Below are 15104 nucleotides of genomic sequence, written 5' to 3'. Positions count from 1 at the left end.
TCCTTGAGGATAAAGAACTCAGAAAAAATACAGCATGTAGTAAGGGGGGACCCGCAATGAACAATTGCTGGAAAACCGTTAACGTTTCAAGAGAATTTGGATTAGGCAGACTTTATTTAATGTCAAGTTTTCTTGCCTTCTTCTCATTTATCATTCTCTTTTTACCTTATTCGATTTATCATCAGGATGTCCTAATAAAAGATCATGGATTTATACCTTTATTAATTATTTTATTCACTTTACCTACTGTTCATCAAATGGCACATGTTATCCCATTAATTCTCTGCTATAAACGAACAAAGATTAACTGGAGCGTATTACTGCGGTTCGTGCCAGCACTTATGGTTAAGCCAAAGTCCTCCTTATCTAAAAAAGTTTCAATATTTATGTGGCTTGGACCTACCCTTTTCCTTACCATTCCAGCATTAATTGCCGGGTTTGTTCTTGCAGACTATTATCCTTATATACTCTTATTCACAGCTTTTAATATCGGATTATCATTGAAGGACTATTATTATTGTAAGCAGTTTTTAAAAGCTCCGAAAAAATGCAAAATTGAAAATGCGAAAGATGGGTATGATATACTGATTCAAAAATAGCACCCTGGCAAAGGGTGCTTTTCCATTTCCTTATCATTATATCTGTTCAATCATCATATTTTTTGATAAAGTAATTTTAAAAGTGCAGGCACCAGGCAAAGCAGACAGTAAAAGCATAATCCACAGAATGACAAGCTTTTACCCAGGGTGCCACAGTTAGACAATAGGTACGCACGGGAGGGAGAAATATGCTGTTATTTTATGTACCATTTGCATTATTTACTTTATATATCTTCAATTCACTAACGTATTCGTTATGCTTAAAAACCGAAATGTCTAATGATAAATCCCATAAAGTATTCAAAACGATAAACATCTCCATCACGATCCTGCTTATCTCCTCCTATATAGAAGTATTATATTTAGGCTAGAAAAGCGGAGGCGACTGTTCAGGTCGTGCGGGATAAGACAATGACATGGAGTGGCATGGTTTGGCCACGGAATGGCTTTGGCTTATATCCGCCTTGACCTAGGTGCCGCAGCTGGACAGGAAAAGCGGAGGCGACCGGTTCAGATCTGGTGGAATCAGACAGGCCTTTATCAGGGAAAGCATCAGACATTTACGTTATAACAAATTAAACACCATGAAAAGGGGGAAGCCAAGTCAGGCTTCCCCCTTTTTTATCCCTCTTCGGACTTTCGTAATTCGATCGCCGGATGATGAAGTATCTGCTCGTTTGGGGCCTGATAAGTTCGCTAACAATCAGTGGGGGGTTAAAATTCCCCCACCGATTGAAGTCTCACTTTATATTTTTGTTTTAGTACCAGGCCGCACCAACAATAATCAACAGAATAAACAGCACAACAATTAACGCAAAACCGCTGCCGTATCCATATCCTCCGTAACCCATATGAGCACCTCCTTAAATATTTACACTTCCACCCTATGTATCTGATGATCATTTTGAGTAGGCACTTCCCTATAAATAAAAAATTTTGCCCACAATGTATAAATTCCGAAATGGTATTTTAACTATGTATTAATGAAAAAATATGTTATATTGTTGAAAGACAATTATTAATGAACAAGGATTAGGAGTGTTAACATGAAAAAACTTGCCATTGCATCCATCATGGCTGTATTTGTACTAGCCCTTGCTGCCTGCTCTCAGGATGGAGAGGTTGTAGTAGAATCGGAAACCGGTAACATTACAAAAGATGAATTTTATGAAGAATTAAAATCAAAAGCAGGTCAAAGTGTTCTAAACAATATGGTGATTACACAGATTCTTGAAGACAAATATGATGTTGAAGATCAGGTTGATACCCAAATTGAACAAGAAAAGGAACAATATGGCGATTCTTTTTCAATGTATCTACAACAGCAAAATTTCCAAAATGAAGAGGATTATCGTGAATATGTAAAACAAATGAAGCTTCAGGAACAAGCGTTAATTGATGGCATAGAAGTTTCAGATGATGCCGTACAAAAGCGTTACAACCGTATGCAATATGAAGTGGAAGTCAGTCATATTCTGGTTAAGGAAAAGAAGAAAGCGCAGGAACTTATTGACAAACTCAATAACGGAGCGGATTTTGCTGAATTAGCGAAGGAAAATTCCCAGGATCCAGGCTCAGCTGAAAAAGGCGGATCTTACGGTTTCATTAAAATTACCGACCAGTATGTAGCTCCATTTAAGGACGCTGCATTTGACCTTGAGCCGGGAGAAATCAGCGAGCCTGTACAAACAACACATGGCTGGCACGTAATCAAAGTGACAGATAAGCGTGATGTTGAAGAAGAAATTGACCCACTGGAAGATATGAAAGAGGATATAAAGAATACACTGGCCAAAGAGAAATTACAATCAGATCAAGAACAATTACAAAAAGCACAGGAAAACCTTCGACAAATGATTACGGATGCAAATATTGATGTCAAAATTGACGAATATAAGGGCATGTTTAATCTGAATAAAGAAAGTGGAAACAACGGAGATAGTCAAAATAGTGGAAGTGGCGACAATAAAGAAAACAGCTCCAGCTCCGATAACGAAGAAAGTAAGAGTAATGAATAAGTAATGAGATACCAAAAAAACGAACACATTTGCTCATGACGGCAAATGTGTTCGTTTTTTAACAGACTTTATGAAAAAGCCTTGCTAACCATAAATGGTTTAGCAAGGCTTTTTCAGCTTATGGACTGTACTTCATCCTCGCCTTTTCCTGATTGATTTGTCTCTTCCTTATGTTTTCTCTCTTCCTCAATCCGGTCCATATAAACCTTACCTTCTTTTTCAATAAATTCCTGCTCTAATCTCATTTCAGATCGAATCGCACGGAAAGCCATATATCCGCTAAAAATAATCAGACCAATGATAACCGCAATCCACCATGGAAATGGACCAATCATCATGACATGAATCTCCCCTTCTTCATCTGCCTTTTGTACAAACCTATGCCTGTACAAGAAAAAATAGAACTAATCCTTTTTTTCAAAAACAGGGCGGTAAAAGCTCCGATTATCCAAAGCAAAAATTCGTTCCGTAAATTCACCTGGTTTTGTCTTCTGAAGTGCCCGGTTCATCATATTCATCTTTGCATCAATTAAATCTATTAAATGAAGGACTTCTGCTTCTCTTATCAGAGGGGGTTTGGGACTTCCCCACTCCCCTTTACTGTGATGGGACAAAATCATATGTTTCAATAATAAGACTTCTTCCCCTTCAATACTTAATTCTTCAGCAGCCTTCCCTATTTCTTCAGCCATAATAGAAATATGGCCTAATAGTTTTCCTTCCGTAGTGTAATTAGGAGCTGCCGGGCCTGATAATTCGGTAATCTTTCCTAAGTCATGCAGAATGATGCCCGCATAAAGTAAGTCCTGATTAATATCATCATATTGATGTTTTAGATCTCTCGCGATATTCAGCATGGAACAAATATGATGGGCCAGGCCTGAAACATATTCATGATGATTTTTTACAGCTGCCGGGAACAGGAATAATTCTTTTTCATACTTCTTGATAAAGTACCGTACAATTCTTTGTATATTCGGGTTTTCCATTTCAAATATAGCTTCTGTTAATCGTTCTTCCAACTGGTTTACTTCAACAGGTGCTTTTGCGAGAAAATCCTGCAGCCGAACTCCATCAGTCGGCTGGGAAGGACGAATCTGCTGGATTCTGAGCTGAGGCTTTCCCCGAAACTGGCTGATGTCCCCTGCAACCTTCACGATTTGCTCTTGTGTAAACGTCTTTTCATCCTCTTCTGTAGCTTCCCAGAGTTTAGCTTCTATTTCACCTGAGCTGTCCTGCAAAATCAGCGTTAAAAAAGGTTTACCATTACTGGCAACACCTTTTGTGGCTGATTTTATCAGTAAAAATCCTTCAAATGGCTGACCAACTTCGACATAGCCAATTTCTTTTAACAATACAATCCCTCTCCCAATTTATAAAGTGAAACTTCCATCAGTGGGGGGGTTCTCCATCCCCCACTGATGGTTAGTTGAACTTATTATTCATTCGTCCCGTCGTTTTTTTCTCTTGGAACATATTCAAAGATTTCACCTGTTTCGACCACACGAATGAATTTCATAAGCCAGGAATAATAATTTTTAGCATATTCAAGCTTTTCTATATCATAATTGATGGTCTCCTTAAGCTCTTCTTCATCGGTCTGCTGCTTAAGTTTTTCCAATTCATGTATGGTTTCCTCAGCTTCCTCAATATTCGTTTCAGTATGATGGCGCCAGCGATTTCCGAAGAGAGAAGTAAAGGACTTATACCAATCCTCTTCCGATTTATATAAATCTTTACGCATTCCCTTTTTAAAGGACGGCTCCACCATCTTCATTTCGGATAATGCACGTACACCAGTAGACATGCTGGTCTTACTCATTTTTAAAGCATCACGCATATTATCCAGTGTCATAGGTTCATTAGAAAAATAAAGGGTCCCATACAAACGGCCCACCGATGTTGTGATCCCATACAAACTCATATTTTTTGCAATCACCTGGATAAATTTTTCTAATGTTTCTTCATGTTTTTCCCAATCTTCTCTATTTGTTTCATGTTTACCCAACTTGAAACCCTCCAAGCCTTCAGCCAAGCCTATTTCTGAAAATATTTTACCACGATTCCATTGGTTGTGCGAATTTATAGCAATGAAATTTCCGGATTTTGCAGATTTACTACAATATTGCCCTGATCACGGTCGTCATTTCGGTTAAATGTGAAATAAATCATTTGCTGTCTCTGACTGATTTCATGAATAATCGCTAACATTTCCTTTTTCCTGAAATCATCATAATGGACAAATGCATCATCTACTAAAAATGGAACACCATGATGGTCATTCATCACTTCACTAAGAGCTAATCTTAAGGAAACATAGGCCTGTGCCGCCGTACCAGTAGATAATTCAGATACATCATAAAGTATATGGTCAGCAGACTCTGCTTTAAACGTATCATCATCAGTAGGCGGTATCATTTGAAGATACCTTCCTTCTGTAAGTCTCCTAAAATACGACGAAGCTTTTTCTATTACTTCAGGTAAATATTCATTCTGGTAAATCTGCTTGGTTTTTTTCAGAAAGGACTCAGCTGCTTTATAGACCATCCATTGCTTTACCTGTTCCCTTAATTTATTTTTCTGGAATGCAAATTGATGACGCAGAGAGGATAACTGTTCATTCTTTTCCAGCTGCTGACGTTGAGCATTTAAATCAGCAATGTCCTGAATGTTTCTTTCGATAGATTCTGTAAGTAATTTTATACTCCGCTGCTTCTCCTCTAATTCCCGTTGTATATTATCCCAATCGAAGGACTGCTGCACAACCTTTTCTGCTTCCGAATCAAAAACCATTTTAATATGGTTGAGCCATTCCTCCTGTTTTATGCGAAGCTGTTGTTTTTCTTCCACCAATGTCCCCTTTGCCATAAACGATTCTTCATCTGTTTCTCCAGCTTTGGCAAAGAGGTCCTTTTGCTCTTTTATATAAGGAGCCAATTGATTCTTTAGTTCCTTAAGTTCCGTTTGATCCTGCTCCCTCTCTTCTTTTAGCCGTTTCAAAAGATCTCTCTTTTTATATTCATTCTCCTTTAGCTGAGCTAATTCCTTCCATATTTGGTCTGTTTTTGTCATTTTGTGACTGCATTGCCCGGCGATTTCGTTTGCATGCTTTTCCAGTTTATGCTGCTGACCTTTGATGTCGGCAAGGCTTTCCTTGACATTTTCTCTCTGTCTTTCCTCATCCTGAAGCTTTATCACCTTGTAATATAAAGAAGGCCAATAGGCAATCTCAATATTCTGTAAAAAGGGATAGGATTCACGTTCTTCATGAATCTGTTTCCTTATTCGATCATCTTTTTGCCGCAGAAGGTCCTGGTCCTGCCTGCATTGCTCAAGCTCCTTGTTATGATCCCTGAGTTTAGCTCTCCAGTCCTTCCATTCAGCTAAATCGTGCTCATGCTCATCTATACGGAGTTTAAGCTGCTGGAGCTGATCTTCAGAGAAAACCGGGTGACTTAAGCTTTCTGTGCTTTCGTCGTTTTGGTTAAGACGCTTTTTTAAGTCCCGGGCAGTTTTTCCGGTGCCCACTTTTATCAGAATACCTATTAAGAGGAAGACGGTTCCCCATATATAGCCGGCAATACTCTCCGTAAGAAAAGCATGAATCCCTGATATAATGAGGATCAGTATACTGACAAGTACTGAAGAGGTTCCCGTCCGTTGAAATCGCTGGATGGTATGTTCAAGGGTCCGGCTCTCTTCCTGTTGGGTCACCTGTTGCTCTTTTACCCATTGTTGTTTCCATTTAGCTTCCTGATGCTGGTTCACCTGCTCTTTCATTTTCTCGTATTCTTCTCTCGGCAATAGCAGGTTTTGATATTCTGCCACTTTTTTCTCTAGTGATTGTTGCTCATCCAGGAGACGCTTTTCCTTGATTTTCTGCCTTTCTTCCTCTGTCTGAAGCTGTTCATAATCCTTAGCTAAAGAACGCCATTTATCCTCTGAAAAAGCGGATAGATGATAATCAGCAAAAGATATCTCTCCCGGCTGATAGCCTAACTGGGAAAGCTGGTGATGAATCGACTGTTCCACTTCCTTTAATGCTGTTTCCTTATCGGCTATCTGCTTCTTTACATATTGATACTCATTCCAAAGCTCATCAATGTTTGTCAGCTCCTGAAATACTGATTCCTGAAGCAGCTGATCATGCAGCGTATTTATATGCTCTTCCCTGGATTCTATACGCTTCTCTAACCTATGGATGTCACTTTCCAATGGAAGCATCCACTCTTTTAATTGACGATGTCGTTCCAGCCCCTTATGTGGAAAAGTCTCCACATCTTTGAAACTACCTATTTTCAGAGTAAGCTGTTGATATTCCTGGATAGCCTCCTTCACGCGCAAATGCTTATACAGCCATTCTACTCTTTGCTTCTTATCCTCCAGCTCCTGTTCTTTGTTATGCTTCGCCTCTTCATGCTGTTTGATTTCTTCCTGTAAATGATTATATTTGTCTTCATCATTCTCTAATTCCCTGATATTCGCTTTTACGTCCTTTAATTGACGTAGCTGCTCATTAATAACCGGCTTTTTCCCCCGTTTTTTGAATAACTGCTCCATTTGTCTGGACAAATCCTTCTCAAGCCGGGTCATTTTATCGGAACCAGACAGTCCAATTCCAAATAAAACATTTCCCAGATCCTCTTCCTTAATAAGATGCAGCCGTTGAAGGTCCTGATCATTAAAAGAAAAAATCTGTTCAAATGTATGCCGGTTCATGCCATTCAGAATCGTTGCTGTCAGGAAATCTTCCTTTTCCTGACGGCCATCCTCTAAAATACAAATGGCCTGATTTTTCCGCTTGTCCATCATTCGTTCCACAATGACATAGCCATGTTTTTCAGTATTCAAAAACAGACGTCCGCCGTAGGTACTGCCTTGCTTCGGAATATATCTCTTTCTTCTTGATGAGGGTAAATCAAATAACACATATAAAATAAACTGCTTTAAGGATGTCTTCCCTGATTCATTGGGTCCTTGTACAGAGGTTAGTTGTTCATTAAATTCAAATACCTGATCCTGCCATTTTCCGAATCCATAAATATGTATCTTTTCAATCCACATCATCATCACTCTTTCATTAATTCTTCCAGCAGCAGCTCTTCTGCCTCATCTTTGATTTCAGACAGCTCTTCATCTGTCATCGGCTCTAAAAGTTTTCGTATTTCACGATGATCTGTTATTTCTGAAAGAGATTCAACCCAGGCTTGTTGATCATGTTCAATCATCCGGACAAGTTCTCCAATAAAATGATGATTCTCTTTAAGCTCTTCCTTGTTCCATGGCTGTGTTTTCTGTACTTTGATTTTTTCAATCCAGACCCACGTCTGCTCCAGCTCCTCCATCTCGTTTAAAATTTCCTGAAGCTCATGGACATCTTTCTGGTTTACAGAAGGAATGGCGGTGCTATCAAGCTTAATCGAAAATCGAATGATTGATGATCCGAGCGTTTCCCGAATCCTATCCTTTTGGTCCTGCAGGTGCTTTTCAATCTCACTAATACTTGTACAGTGCGTGAAATCCAAATCCATCCGTTCAAATCGAAACGTCTGGACCGGGACAAAGGTTTTTTCACAGTGATTATCAGCTAAATCTATGATATAACAGCCCTTTTCCCCTGTTTCATTGATATGCCTTCCCTGGATATTTCCCGGATACACCACTGGTGGCGACGATATGAGTTCCTCCCGTTTATGGATATGACCCAGAGCCCAATAATCCATGTGAGAATCCCGAAAATCGCTGAGATGAAATGGAGCATAAAGGTCATGCTCCTGATTCGTCGAAAGACTTCCGTGGAGCATTCCAATATGATAAACCGATTCGCCGGTTATTGTATATTCCTGAGCTTTTTCCTCATATACGCCTCTTTTTTCATAGCTGAATCCGTAAATATTAGCAACGTGAGCCCCATCTTTATAAAAAGGGATGGAGGTAACCTCTTCGCTTAGAAAAAAATGAGTATTATCAGGATAATCCATATTAAAAAAGCTTCCACCTAAGTGATCATGATTACCAAAGCTTATATAAACATCGATATGATACTGATGTAATTTTTCCAGACCCTGTTTTATTTTCATCTGTGCCTTTAAGCTTCGAGCCTCTTCATCAAATAAATCCCCAGCCATCAATACAAAGTCTGCCTGATGGCTAATAGCCGCTTCAATAATACGTTCAAAGGCCTCAAAGGTACTGTCCGTAATTTGCTGAAACAATCGATCGGGTATATTGGACATTCCCTTAAAAGGGCTGTCTAAATGCAGATCCGCTGTATGTAAAAAACGAAGGGGTTTTCGCATCAATGGTACTCCTTCCTATCATTCTATATTCACCTATATTTTACCAGAATCAGAAAGCGAATGCACGTTCGATAATGATTCAAGTGCGAACGTGGCCTTTCCTGATTACTAATCCACAAATCTGTATTTTATAAAGTGAAACTAAAAAAGATGTATTGCACAAGGCAATACATCAAATTTTAAAATTGATTAATTCCCAAAATTAACGACCAGAGCAAAAATGTGCCTGCAGAAAAGATCATTGACAGAATCGCAGGTACCAGTGCCGTTTTTTTAATAAATGCGATGATCGATATTATGGCCCCAAATACCGGGCCTGTTAACCAGACAGCCGGGTGTAAAAATGCACTTTCCAGACCAATAAACCCAAATATATAGGCAAAAAACAGGGTAAACCATAAAAAATGCAGAACCATGGAAAATCGAACGGCTATATTTATTATAGAACTCATAAAAGCTCCTCCTGGTTGTGATTTCTACTGATTGCAATACGTTTATTGTAGCAGAAAACCATAGATAATGACTGAAAAATTCTATGATCAGGTTACGGTGTATTAATCTTTTTTCGTTAATTGAAGAGCTTTTCTGATGTCTTTTAGAGATGTTGTTGCCCCATACATTAAGACGCCGCCTTTATATACTTTTGCAGCGATGTTAGCAAAAATAAAAATGGTCAGGATTAAAATCCCAATCGATAAGGCAACCTCCCAAATCGGTATATTTAACATTCCCACACGGACAAACATAATAATCGGTGTAAAGAAAGGAATATACGATGTTACCGTTACAAATGATGCTGTCGGATCGTTCAACCCATACATAGCAATCATAAAGGCTGCAATAATGAGAAACATCATAGGCGTAATAATCTGGTTGACCTCTTCCGTCCGGCTGACCAGGGATCCAAGCATAGCGGCAAGCATAGCATAGAGCAGATAGCCCAAGAGGAAGAACACCACTGCATATACAATGGTGCTGACAGGAGCTTCTCCTAAACCAAGATATTCAAAGATTCCTCCGACCAGCTCATTTTGATTCGCCTTTAACGATGCGTAGCCCACTAAAATAATTAAGCCGAATTGTGTTAAACCAAGCAAGGCAATTCCGATGATTTTCGCAAACATCTGTGTAACAGGTGAAACACTGGAAACAAGAATCTCCATGACTCTTGAAGATTTTTCTACGGCTACCTCGCTCGCAATCATATTTCCATATAAGAGAACAGCGAAATAAATCAGAAAAATCATAAAGTACACCAGACCACGGGCCTGATTCATTTCCTCAGCAGATTTTGCCTCGGTTTTTAAAGATTCCGTTTCAATCGATACGGGGGCAAAGATTTGCTGTACGGTTGATTGATCAATCCCTGCCTGTTGGGTAATGATTCCCGTTTTCACCTGACTCAGAGCCTGTTGTAATGCATCCACAGCATGGCTTGTATCCGCTACACTCATCGCATAAAAGGAGGCAGCAGGAAGGTCCTGATCATTTAAAGACACATGGGCATAGCCTAGAAACTCATGGTCTCTCACAGCTTCTTTAGCCTCTTTTTCTGTTCCTGAGAAAGCTGTAACTTCAATTCCGTCATCTATATTCGTTATCGAGGACTCAAGCTGACTGTATATCTGATTTGTTTCATCGATTACGGCTATTTTCTCGGTACTTCCTTCTTCTCCATCATCAAACAAATCAACAATCCTCTGAAAATTCGTCAATCCTGCAATCAGAAGCAGCGATATGAGTGTGATAATGATAAAAGACTTGCTTTTTAAATGGCTGGTATATGTGTAGCTTAAAATTGTCCAGAACTTACTCATAGGAAGCACCCACTTTCTCAATAAAAATATCATTTAAAGAGGGCTCTTCTATATCAAACGTGCGTACAAACCCTTTATCCTGAATCGATTCAAATATTCTCTGGGACACACTTTCATTTTCAACCTGAACCTCACAGCCCTCTGTAAGATTCCTGAAACGTACGACACCCGGGATATCCTGAATGAAGGATACATCAAAATCTGCACGAACCCTAACGTTTTTCCTGCCGAAATCCCGTTTAATCTGACGTAAGTCCCCGTGAACAACTGGACGTCCGTGATGCATAATACAAAGGTGTTCACAGAGTTCTTCTACATGCTCCATTCGATGAGATGAAAAAACAATCGAAGTCCCCTGCTTCTTAAGATCAATGACAGCCTGTTTCAGGAGTTCAACATTTACAGGGTCAAGGCCTGAAAAGGGTTCATCTAGTATCAGCAGTTTTGGATTATGTATGACTGCACTGATAAATTGGATTTTTTGCTGATTTCCTTTCGATAGCTCCTCAACCTTTTTCCCTCTGTATTCAGGTACCTTAAAACGTTCCAGCCAGTAATCCAGCTGTCTCAAAGCCTCGGATTTATCCATCCCCCGCAGCCGGCCTAAATAGACAAGCTGTGTTTCTACCTTCTGCTTAGGATATAATCCTCGCTCCTCTGGTAAATAACCAATTAAATGACTTTTATTATAATGAATAGAATCTCCATTCCATTTGATAGACCCTTCTGTTTGCTGCAACAGCCCCAATATCATACGGAAAGTAGTGGTTTTTCCCGCACCGTTTGCTCCTAAAAACCCAAAAATCTGACTCTCGGGGATTTCAAGGGATAAATCATCAACTGCAGTAAAAGAGCCAAATTTTCTGGTCACTCCCTTTAATTCCAATGTCATGAACGTTCTCCTCTCTTTACATACACTTAGTCATGTAGTACGACATTATTATAGATAAGGTTTCAAATATTTACAATATAATATTGGATAGAAGCAGGATTTTTACATTTTCTTAAGAATATATATTACTGAATCGTCATTCATGAAAGCGGACATATGAGGAGGGAAAAACGATGGGGACTTATTATTTAACCGTATTTAAAAAAGATGGAAGTAATTTACTTGATGAAACTTTGGAAGCACAGGATGATAAAGAAGCCAAGCGAATTGGACATCAGATATTAGAGGAAAAGGACTATCAGGAGCATACCCACCGTTGTGTATCACCAAACGGCCACCTTGTCCTATTTCATCGCTAAGAACAAAAGCGGAAGCGCCCGTTTGTCCAGCTGGAGCTGGACGGCGCCATTCCAGCATTTTTAGCAACCGATCTCAATTTTTTAATTTACTCTACAAACAAAAGCCATCCCAGAGCTCAGACTCCGGGATGGCTTTTTGTTTTATTACTGATCGTCCTGTCCATATAATTCTTCCAATGGCTTGGTGATAATCTGACTGATATCATTGATGACATTATTCAGATGCTGTTCCTTTTCCATTAAAGAAGAAATTTTATTGTCCTGCTGAACGAGTTCAACAGTTTTTCTTGCTTTTTCTACTTCTTCATCTGTAATATCTTCACCCTGCATTTGCTTTTGCTGAAGTTCCATTTGTGTATTTCTAAAGTCCTCGAACATTCTTTTAGAAGACTCATCACTCATTACAGCCTCATAAGCTTGTTTCAGTCCCTGAAATTCATCACTGGACCTTAAAGTATTTTCTAAATCATAGGCTACATCATATAAATTCGCCATTATTAACCTCCTAAAAATCTTATACTTTTTAACTTTAACAAACATTCATCCTCATGTATAGCATGAACTATGTAAGTACGATGACAATTATGGCCTGTATGAAGCCGATAACGCCTCCCAGGACTGCTCCTAAATAAGTAATCATCTTTAATTCCCGTCTGGAAATTCCTAAAACCATGGACTCCAGTCGATGGACCTCAAAGTTTTCCACCTCATCCTTGACCAGTTCCTGTAAATGAAGCCTGCTCATAAGCCATTCAATATTCTTTTCCAAATAGTTCTGCAGCATTGTAACAAGATGTGGGATAAGCCGATTTTCGATAACATCCTGATATTGAGTCACAATCGTTTTCACCCGTGTATGTAACAGTTCATTCAGAGGAATCATCCCTGCCAGCTTGTCAGCTATGTCCGATTTCAACCGATCCGTAATAAAATGCGATTCCATTTCACGAACTTCCTTATCCTGCAGTTTTTCCCATTCCTGCTTAATTAAACCTCTTACCATCTGATGGGCGTCCTCAGATTTTAAATATTGGGAAATGGCTGGCTGAATGCGGTCGGCCAGGCCTTCTTCTCCAAGAAAAGAAGATACCATATGCCCGAAAAAACCGGAACCTCCAAGATAACCCTCAGCCATACGTCCGATTTTTTGTCTGCCCTGCTCACTGCTGATATACTGATCCACTTTTTCTATTAAGTAAGTGCTGAATTCCGGGATATATTTTTCACTCTTTTTCAGAACTTCTGCAGGCAGAAGGGCGCGAAATGTCTGATGTTCATTTGCTCTGAGCCATTGATTTATCTGTTTTTTGATAAATGATGTCGAGGACTTTCTTAATTCCTTATCTGATAGTCCTAAATTAAGCTGTTGAAGAAGGTCCTGAACTGTCTTATCACTCATTCCCAAACGTTCAATTTCCTGCTTAATCCAGCTGACCACCTGCTGATAAAACTGTGGATTTTGGATTTTCCTTTTCATGCCTTCTGGTGTTAATAAATGTTTAACTACCGTATTTCCCATTTGTCTGGCCAATTCAGACTGTCGTTTCGGAATCAGACCTGGAGTAAAAGGAATTTTTACAGAGCCAATATATTTAGGCTTATAAGGTCGAAAAAGCATTCTGATTGCCAGGGAATTTGTCATTCCACCAATAACAGCACCAACAATAATCATAAATAAAAAAGTTATCCATATATTCATGTAGCTATCTCTCTCCTACTTTTGAATACTGACTGTACGTAAAGTATAATACACCTCCTCTTCATGTATAAACAAATTTCCTGTAAAGCATTCATGTTTATCAACGTTGATGTAAAAAATACCGAGTATACAGCTTACCATAAAAACAAAAAGTAAGCGTACGCAACTAATGGTTCATAACAAGCTTAGGATGAAGGAAAGGGGAATAATGATGCCTGATCCAAATGGTCATGAACAGTTCAAGGATAGCCGGGAAGAATATGATGTGGATGTTGATCGAATGATTAATGAGGGGATGGCGGGCGGCCGGGTAAACCGGACCCATAACCGTATTCAAATTGAAGCGGCCCGCAAATTACCTGAAAATGATGAGGATTTTCCGGACTCCACACCCTCGGATCATAAAGAAGGCTAATATCAAAAAAAGTGTCGGAACAATCGTGGTTCCGACCTTTGTTCTTTATCTTTTGACCTCTTTTACCGAAACTTCAACTTCCGAATCACATGATAAACAATGGTAAACATGAACGCATAAATGGTTGGCCTTCGATTCTAACACGCCGTCAACCATTTTGGCATCTTCTTCCTCCCAATACGGACTGTAATCATCATAATAATCAACAATTCGTCCCCGGTCCAACATAGGTCCCCGGCAAACTTCACAGGTTTTCTCCATTTTTGAGAGACCATTACAGACTGGACAAACGTACACGATGCCTCACCCCATTTTACATAGTTAACAAGAGGCCAAAAGGTATAAAAATTGGAATCCGTTAAAGAATTTTCTTTGTATGTATAGAGGAGAGATCAGGGATCCCTCCTCTGTTTATTCCATCCTTATTTATTGTTGTCCAGATTGGCCACCCATTTGTTGTTGAGCAAACGTTACAAGGCGCTTAGTGATTTCACCACCAACAGAACCGTTTGCACGAGAGGTAGTATCAGCACCAAGGTTTACACCAAATTCTGAAGCAATCTCAGTTTTCATCTGGTTAATTGCCTGATCAGCTCCAGGTACTACTAATTGGTTAGAATTGTTGCTGTTGTTGTTTGCCATTGTTTATCACCTCCTGTGCTTATTATTGTGAACAGGAGGTGATAAACATATGAGTATTTTTGATTGGTAATTTTTTTACGTATTGACGGGTAATTTCCAAAATAGCTGCCAGGCTAAATGGCCGTTTTCACTTTTCTATTGTCAAGCTACGGCTCCCAGGCTAAAGCAGTCATAAGCATAATACCCTCCATGGCTGCCCAAAAGCGGCCACTCCGGATATTCTGCTTATGCCGTCGGACCTAACCGGTCGCCTCCGCTTTTCTTTTGTCCAGCTGCGGCTCCCAGGTCCAAGCGGTCATAAGCAGAATACCCTCCATGGCCCAAAAGCGGCCACTCCGGATATTCTGCTTATGCCGTCGGACCT

General features: G+C 39.5%; 19 protein-coding genes. 6 read left to right on the top strand and 13 right to left on the bottom strand.

Annotated elements, in window-relative coordinates:
• Positions 1–56 precede the first annotated feature (56 nt).
• From ABD006_RS08020 to ABD006_RS08010, 3 genes are all read left to right on the top strand, one after another.
• Positions 57–599: a DUF3267 domain-containing protein gene (locus ABD006_RS08020; protein WP_343839597.1), complete on the top strand. Its 543-nt coding sequence runs from the start codon at positions 57–59 to the stop codon at positions 597–599.
• A gap of 188 nt (positions 600–787) precedes the next feature.
• On the top strand, positions 788–970 hold the full coding sequence (locus ABD006_RS08015; RefSeq protein ID WP_044161038.1) for a hypothetical protein: 183 nt from the start codon (positions 788–790) through the stop codon (positions 968–970).
• A gap of 50 nt (positions 971–1020) precedes the next feature.
• The gene (locus ABD006_RS08010; protein ID WP_343839593.1) at positions 1021–1170 is read left to right on the top strand and encodes a hypothetical protein; all 150 of its coding nucleotides are present in this window, start codon (positions 1021–1023) and stop codon (positions 1168–1170) included.
• Positions 1171–1357: 187 nt separating this feature from the next.
• On the opposite strand, the gene ABD006_RS08005 is transcribed toward ABD006_RS08010, so the two are convergent.
• A complete protein-coding gene (locus ABD006_RS08005) occupies positions 1358–1450 on the bottom strand; it encodes a YjcZ family sporulation protein (RefSeq protein ID WP_044161041.1) in 93 nt (30 codons plus the stop codon).
• 195 nt (positions 1451–1645) lie between these two features.
• Here ABD006_RS08005 and ABD006_RS08000 point away from each other — a divergent pair, with 195 nt between their 5' ends.
• The gene (locus tag ABD006_RS08000) at positions 1646–2617 is read left to right on the top strand and encodes a peptidylprolyl isomerase (RefSeq protein ID WP_343839589.1); all 972 of its coding nucleotides are present in this window, start codon (positions 1646–1648) and stop codon (positions 2615–2617) included.
• A 113-nt stretch (positions 2618–2730) separates the two neighbouring features.
• Here the strand turns inward: ABD006_RS08000 and ABD006_RS07995 are convergent, their stop codons facing one another.
• From ABD006_RS07995 to ABD006_RS07960, 8 genes are all read right to left on the bottom strand, one after another.
• Positions 2731–3009: a sporulation YhaL family protein gene (locus tag ABD006_RS07995; protein WP_343839586.1), complete on the bottom strand. Its 279-nt coding sequence runs from the start codon at positions 3007–3009 to the stop codon at positions 2731–2733.
• 12 nt (positions 3010–3021) lie between these two features.
• Positions 3022–3972: a 3'-5' exoribonuclease YhaM gene (yhaM, locus tag ABD006_RS07990; RefSeq protein ID WP_343839583.1), complete on the bottom strand. Its 951-nt coding sequence runs from the start codon at positions 3970–3972 to the stop codon at positions 3022–3024.
• Positions 3973–4055: 83 nt separating this feature from the next.
• Positions 4056–4625, bottom strand: coding sequence for a GbsR/MarR family transcriptional regulator (locus ABD006_RS07985; protein ID WP_343839580.1), 570 nt, complete (start codon positions 4623–4625; stop codon positions 4056–4058).
• A gap of 74 nt (positions 4626–4699) precedes the next feature.
• Entirely contained in the window at positions 4700–7687 is a 2988-nt protein-coding gene (locus ABD006_RS07980; RefSeq protein WP_343839577.1) for an AAA family ATPase, read from the bottom strand.
• The gene (locus ABD006_RS07975; RefSeq protein WP_343839574.1) at positions 7687–8916 is read right to left on the bottom strand and encodes a metallophosphoesterase family protein; all 1230 of its coding nucleotides are present in this window, start codon (positions 8914–8916) and stop codon (positions 7687–7689) included. The genes ABD006_RS07980 and ABD006_RS07975 overlap by 1 nt, the downstream gene beginning before the upstream one ends.
• A gap of 179 nt (positions 8917–9095) precedes the next feature.
• Positions 9096–9368 carry a hypothetical protein gene (locus ABD006_RS07970; RefSeq protein ID WP_343839571.1) on the bottom strand — a complete coding sequence of 91 codons (273 nt, stop codon included), beginning with the start codon at positions 9366–9368 and terminating at the stop codon, positions 9096–9098.
• Between the two features lie 102 nt (positions 9369–9470).
• Positions 9471–10733 (bottom strand): ABC transporter permease, encoded by a 1263-nt coding sequence (locus tag ABD006_RS07965; RefSeq protein WP_343839568.1) that lies wholly within the window; start codon positions 10731–10733, stop codon positions 9471–9473.
• On the bottom strand, positions 10726–11625 hold the full coding sequence (locus ABD006_RS07960; RefSeq protein WP_343839565.1) for an ABC transporter ATP-binding protein: 900 nt from the start codon (positions 11623–11625) through the stop codon (positions 10726–10728). Before ABD006_RS07960 ends, ABD006_RS07965 begins: the two co-directional genes overlap by 8 nt.
• Before the next feature lie 173 nt (positions 11626–11798).
• On the opposite strand from ABD006_RS07960, the gene ABD006_RS07955 reads away from it, so the two are divergent.
• Positions 11799–11984 (top strand): YhzD family protein, encoded by a 186-nt coding sequence (locus ABD006_RS07955; RefSeq protein WP_343839564.1) that lies wholly within the window; start codon positions 11799–11801, stop codon positions 11982–11984.
• A 144-nt stretch (positions 11985–12128) separates the two neighbouring features.
• Here ABD006_RS07955 and ABD006_RS07950 read toward each other — a convergent pair whose 3' ends face one another.
• Positions 12129–12479 (bottom strand): YlbF/YmcA family competence regulator, encoded by a 351-nt coding sequence (locus tag ABD006_RS07950; protein ID WP_343839563.1) that lies wholly within the window; start codon positions 12477–12479, stop codon positions 12129–12131.
• Between the two features lie 67 nt (positions 12480–12546).
• Positions 12547–13683, bottom strand: a complete 1137-nt coding sequence (locus tag ABD006_RS07945; protein ID WP_343839562.1) for a DUF445 domain-containing protein — start codon at positions 13681–13683, stop codon at positions 12547–12549.
• Between the two features lie 211 nt (positions 13684–13894).
• Here ABD006_RS07945 and ABD006_RS07940 point away from each other — a divergent pair, with 211 nt between their 5' ends.
• Complete coding sequence (locus ABD006_RS07940) at positions 13895–14098, top strand: hypothetical protein (protein WP_343839560.1); 204 nt, start codon at positions 13895–13897, stop codon at positions 14096–14098.
• 45 nt (positions 14099–14143) lie between these two features.
• Here ABD006_RS07940 and ABD006_RS07935 read toward each other — a convergent pair whose 3' ends face one another.
• Together ABD006_RS07935 and ABD006_RS07930 are read right to left on the bottom strand one after the other, a co-directional pair.
• Positions 14144–14326: a hypothetical protein gene (locus ABD006_RS07935; protein ID WP_343839557.1), complete on the bottom strand. Its 183-nt coding sequence runs from the start codon at positions 14324–14326 to the stop codon at positions 14144–14146.
• 198 nt (positions 14327–14524) lie between these two features.
• Positions 14525–14740 (bottom strand): alpha/beta-type small acid-soluble spore protein, encoded by a 216-nt coding sequence (locus tag ABD006_RS07930; RefSeq protein ID WP_044161089.1) that lies wholly within the window; start codon positions 14738–14740, stop codon positions 14525–14527.
• Positions 14741–15104: the final 364 nt, after the last annotated feature.

Origin of the sequence: Salinibacillus aidingensis, from assembly GCF_039522525.1 — a bacterium.
Classification (GTDB): domain Bacteria; phylum Bacillota; class Bacilli; order Bacillales; family Alkalibacillaceae; genus Salinibacillus; species Salinibacillus aidingensis.
This window is presented reverse-complemented; position numbering and strand designations above follow the sequence as displayed.

Bases quoted from the DNA above. Each gene is read 5' to 3' on its own strand.
- ABD006_RS07960 (WP_343839565.1), bottom strand. From the start codon at position 11,625: ATGACATTGGAATTAAAGGGAGTGACCAGAAAATTTGGCTCTTTTACT.
- ABD006_RS07975 (WP_343839574.1), bottom strand. From the start codon at position 8,916: ATGCGAAAACCCCTTCGTTTTTTACATACAGCGGATCTGCATTTAGAC.
- ABD006_RS07955 (WP_343839564.1), top strand. From the start codon at position 11,799: ATGGGGACTTATTATTTAACCGTATTTAAAAAAGATGGAAGTAATTTA.
- ABD006_RS07930 (WP_044161089.1), bottom strand. From the start codon at position 14,740: ATGGCAAACAACAACAGCAACAATTCTAACCAATTAGTAGTACCTGGA.
- ABD006_RS08000 (WP_343839589.1), top strand. From the start codon at position 1,646: ATGAAAAAACTTGCCATTGCATCCATCATGGCTGTATTTGTACTAGCC.
- ABD006_RS07950 (WP_343839563.1), bottom strand. From the start codon at position 12,479: ATGGCGAATTTATATGATGTAGCCTATGATTTAGAAAATACTTTAAGG.
- ABD006_RS07935 (WP_343839557.1), bottom strand. From the start codon at position 14,326: ATGTTGGACCGGGGACGAATTGTTGATTATTATGATGATTACAGTCCG.
- ABD006_RS07965 (WP_343839568.1), bottom strand. From the start codon at position 10,733: ATGAGTAAGTTCTGGACAATTTTAAGCTACACATATACCAGCCATTTA.
- ABD006_RS08005 (WP_044161041.1), bottom strand. From the start codon at position 1,450: ATGGGTTACGGAGGATATGGATACGGCAGCGGTTTTGCGTTAATTGTT.
- ABD006_RS08015 (WP_044161038.1), top strand. From the start codon at position 788: ATGCTGTTATTTTATGTACCATTTGCATTATTTACTTTATATATCTTC.
- ABD006_RS07970 (WP_343839571.1), bottom strand. From the start codon at position 9,368: ATGAGTTCTATAATAAATATAGCCGTTCGATTTTCCATGGTTCTGCAT.
- ABD006_RS07945 (WP_343839562.1), bottom strand. From the start codon at position 13,683: ATGAATATATGGATAACTTTTTTATTTATGATTATTGTTGGTGCTGTT.
- ABD006_RS08020 (WP_343839597.1), top strand. From the start codon at position 57: ATGAACAATTGCTGGAAAACCGTTAACGTTTCAAGAGAATTTGGATTA.
- ABD006_RS07940 (WP_343839560.1), top strand. From the start codon at position 13,895: ATGCCTGATCCAAATGGTCATGAACAGTTCAAGGATAGCCGGGAAGAA.
- ABD006_RS07980 (WP_343839577.1), bottom strand. From the start codon at position 7,687: ATGATGATGTGGATTGAAAAGATACATATTTATGGATTCGGAAAATGG.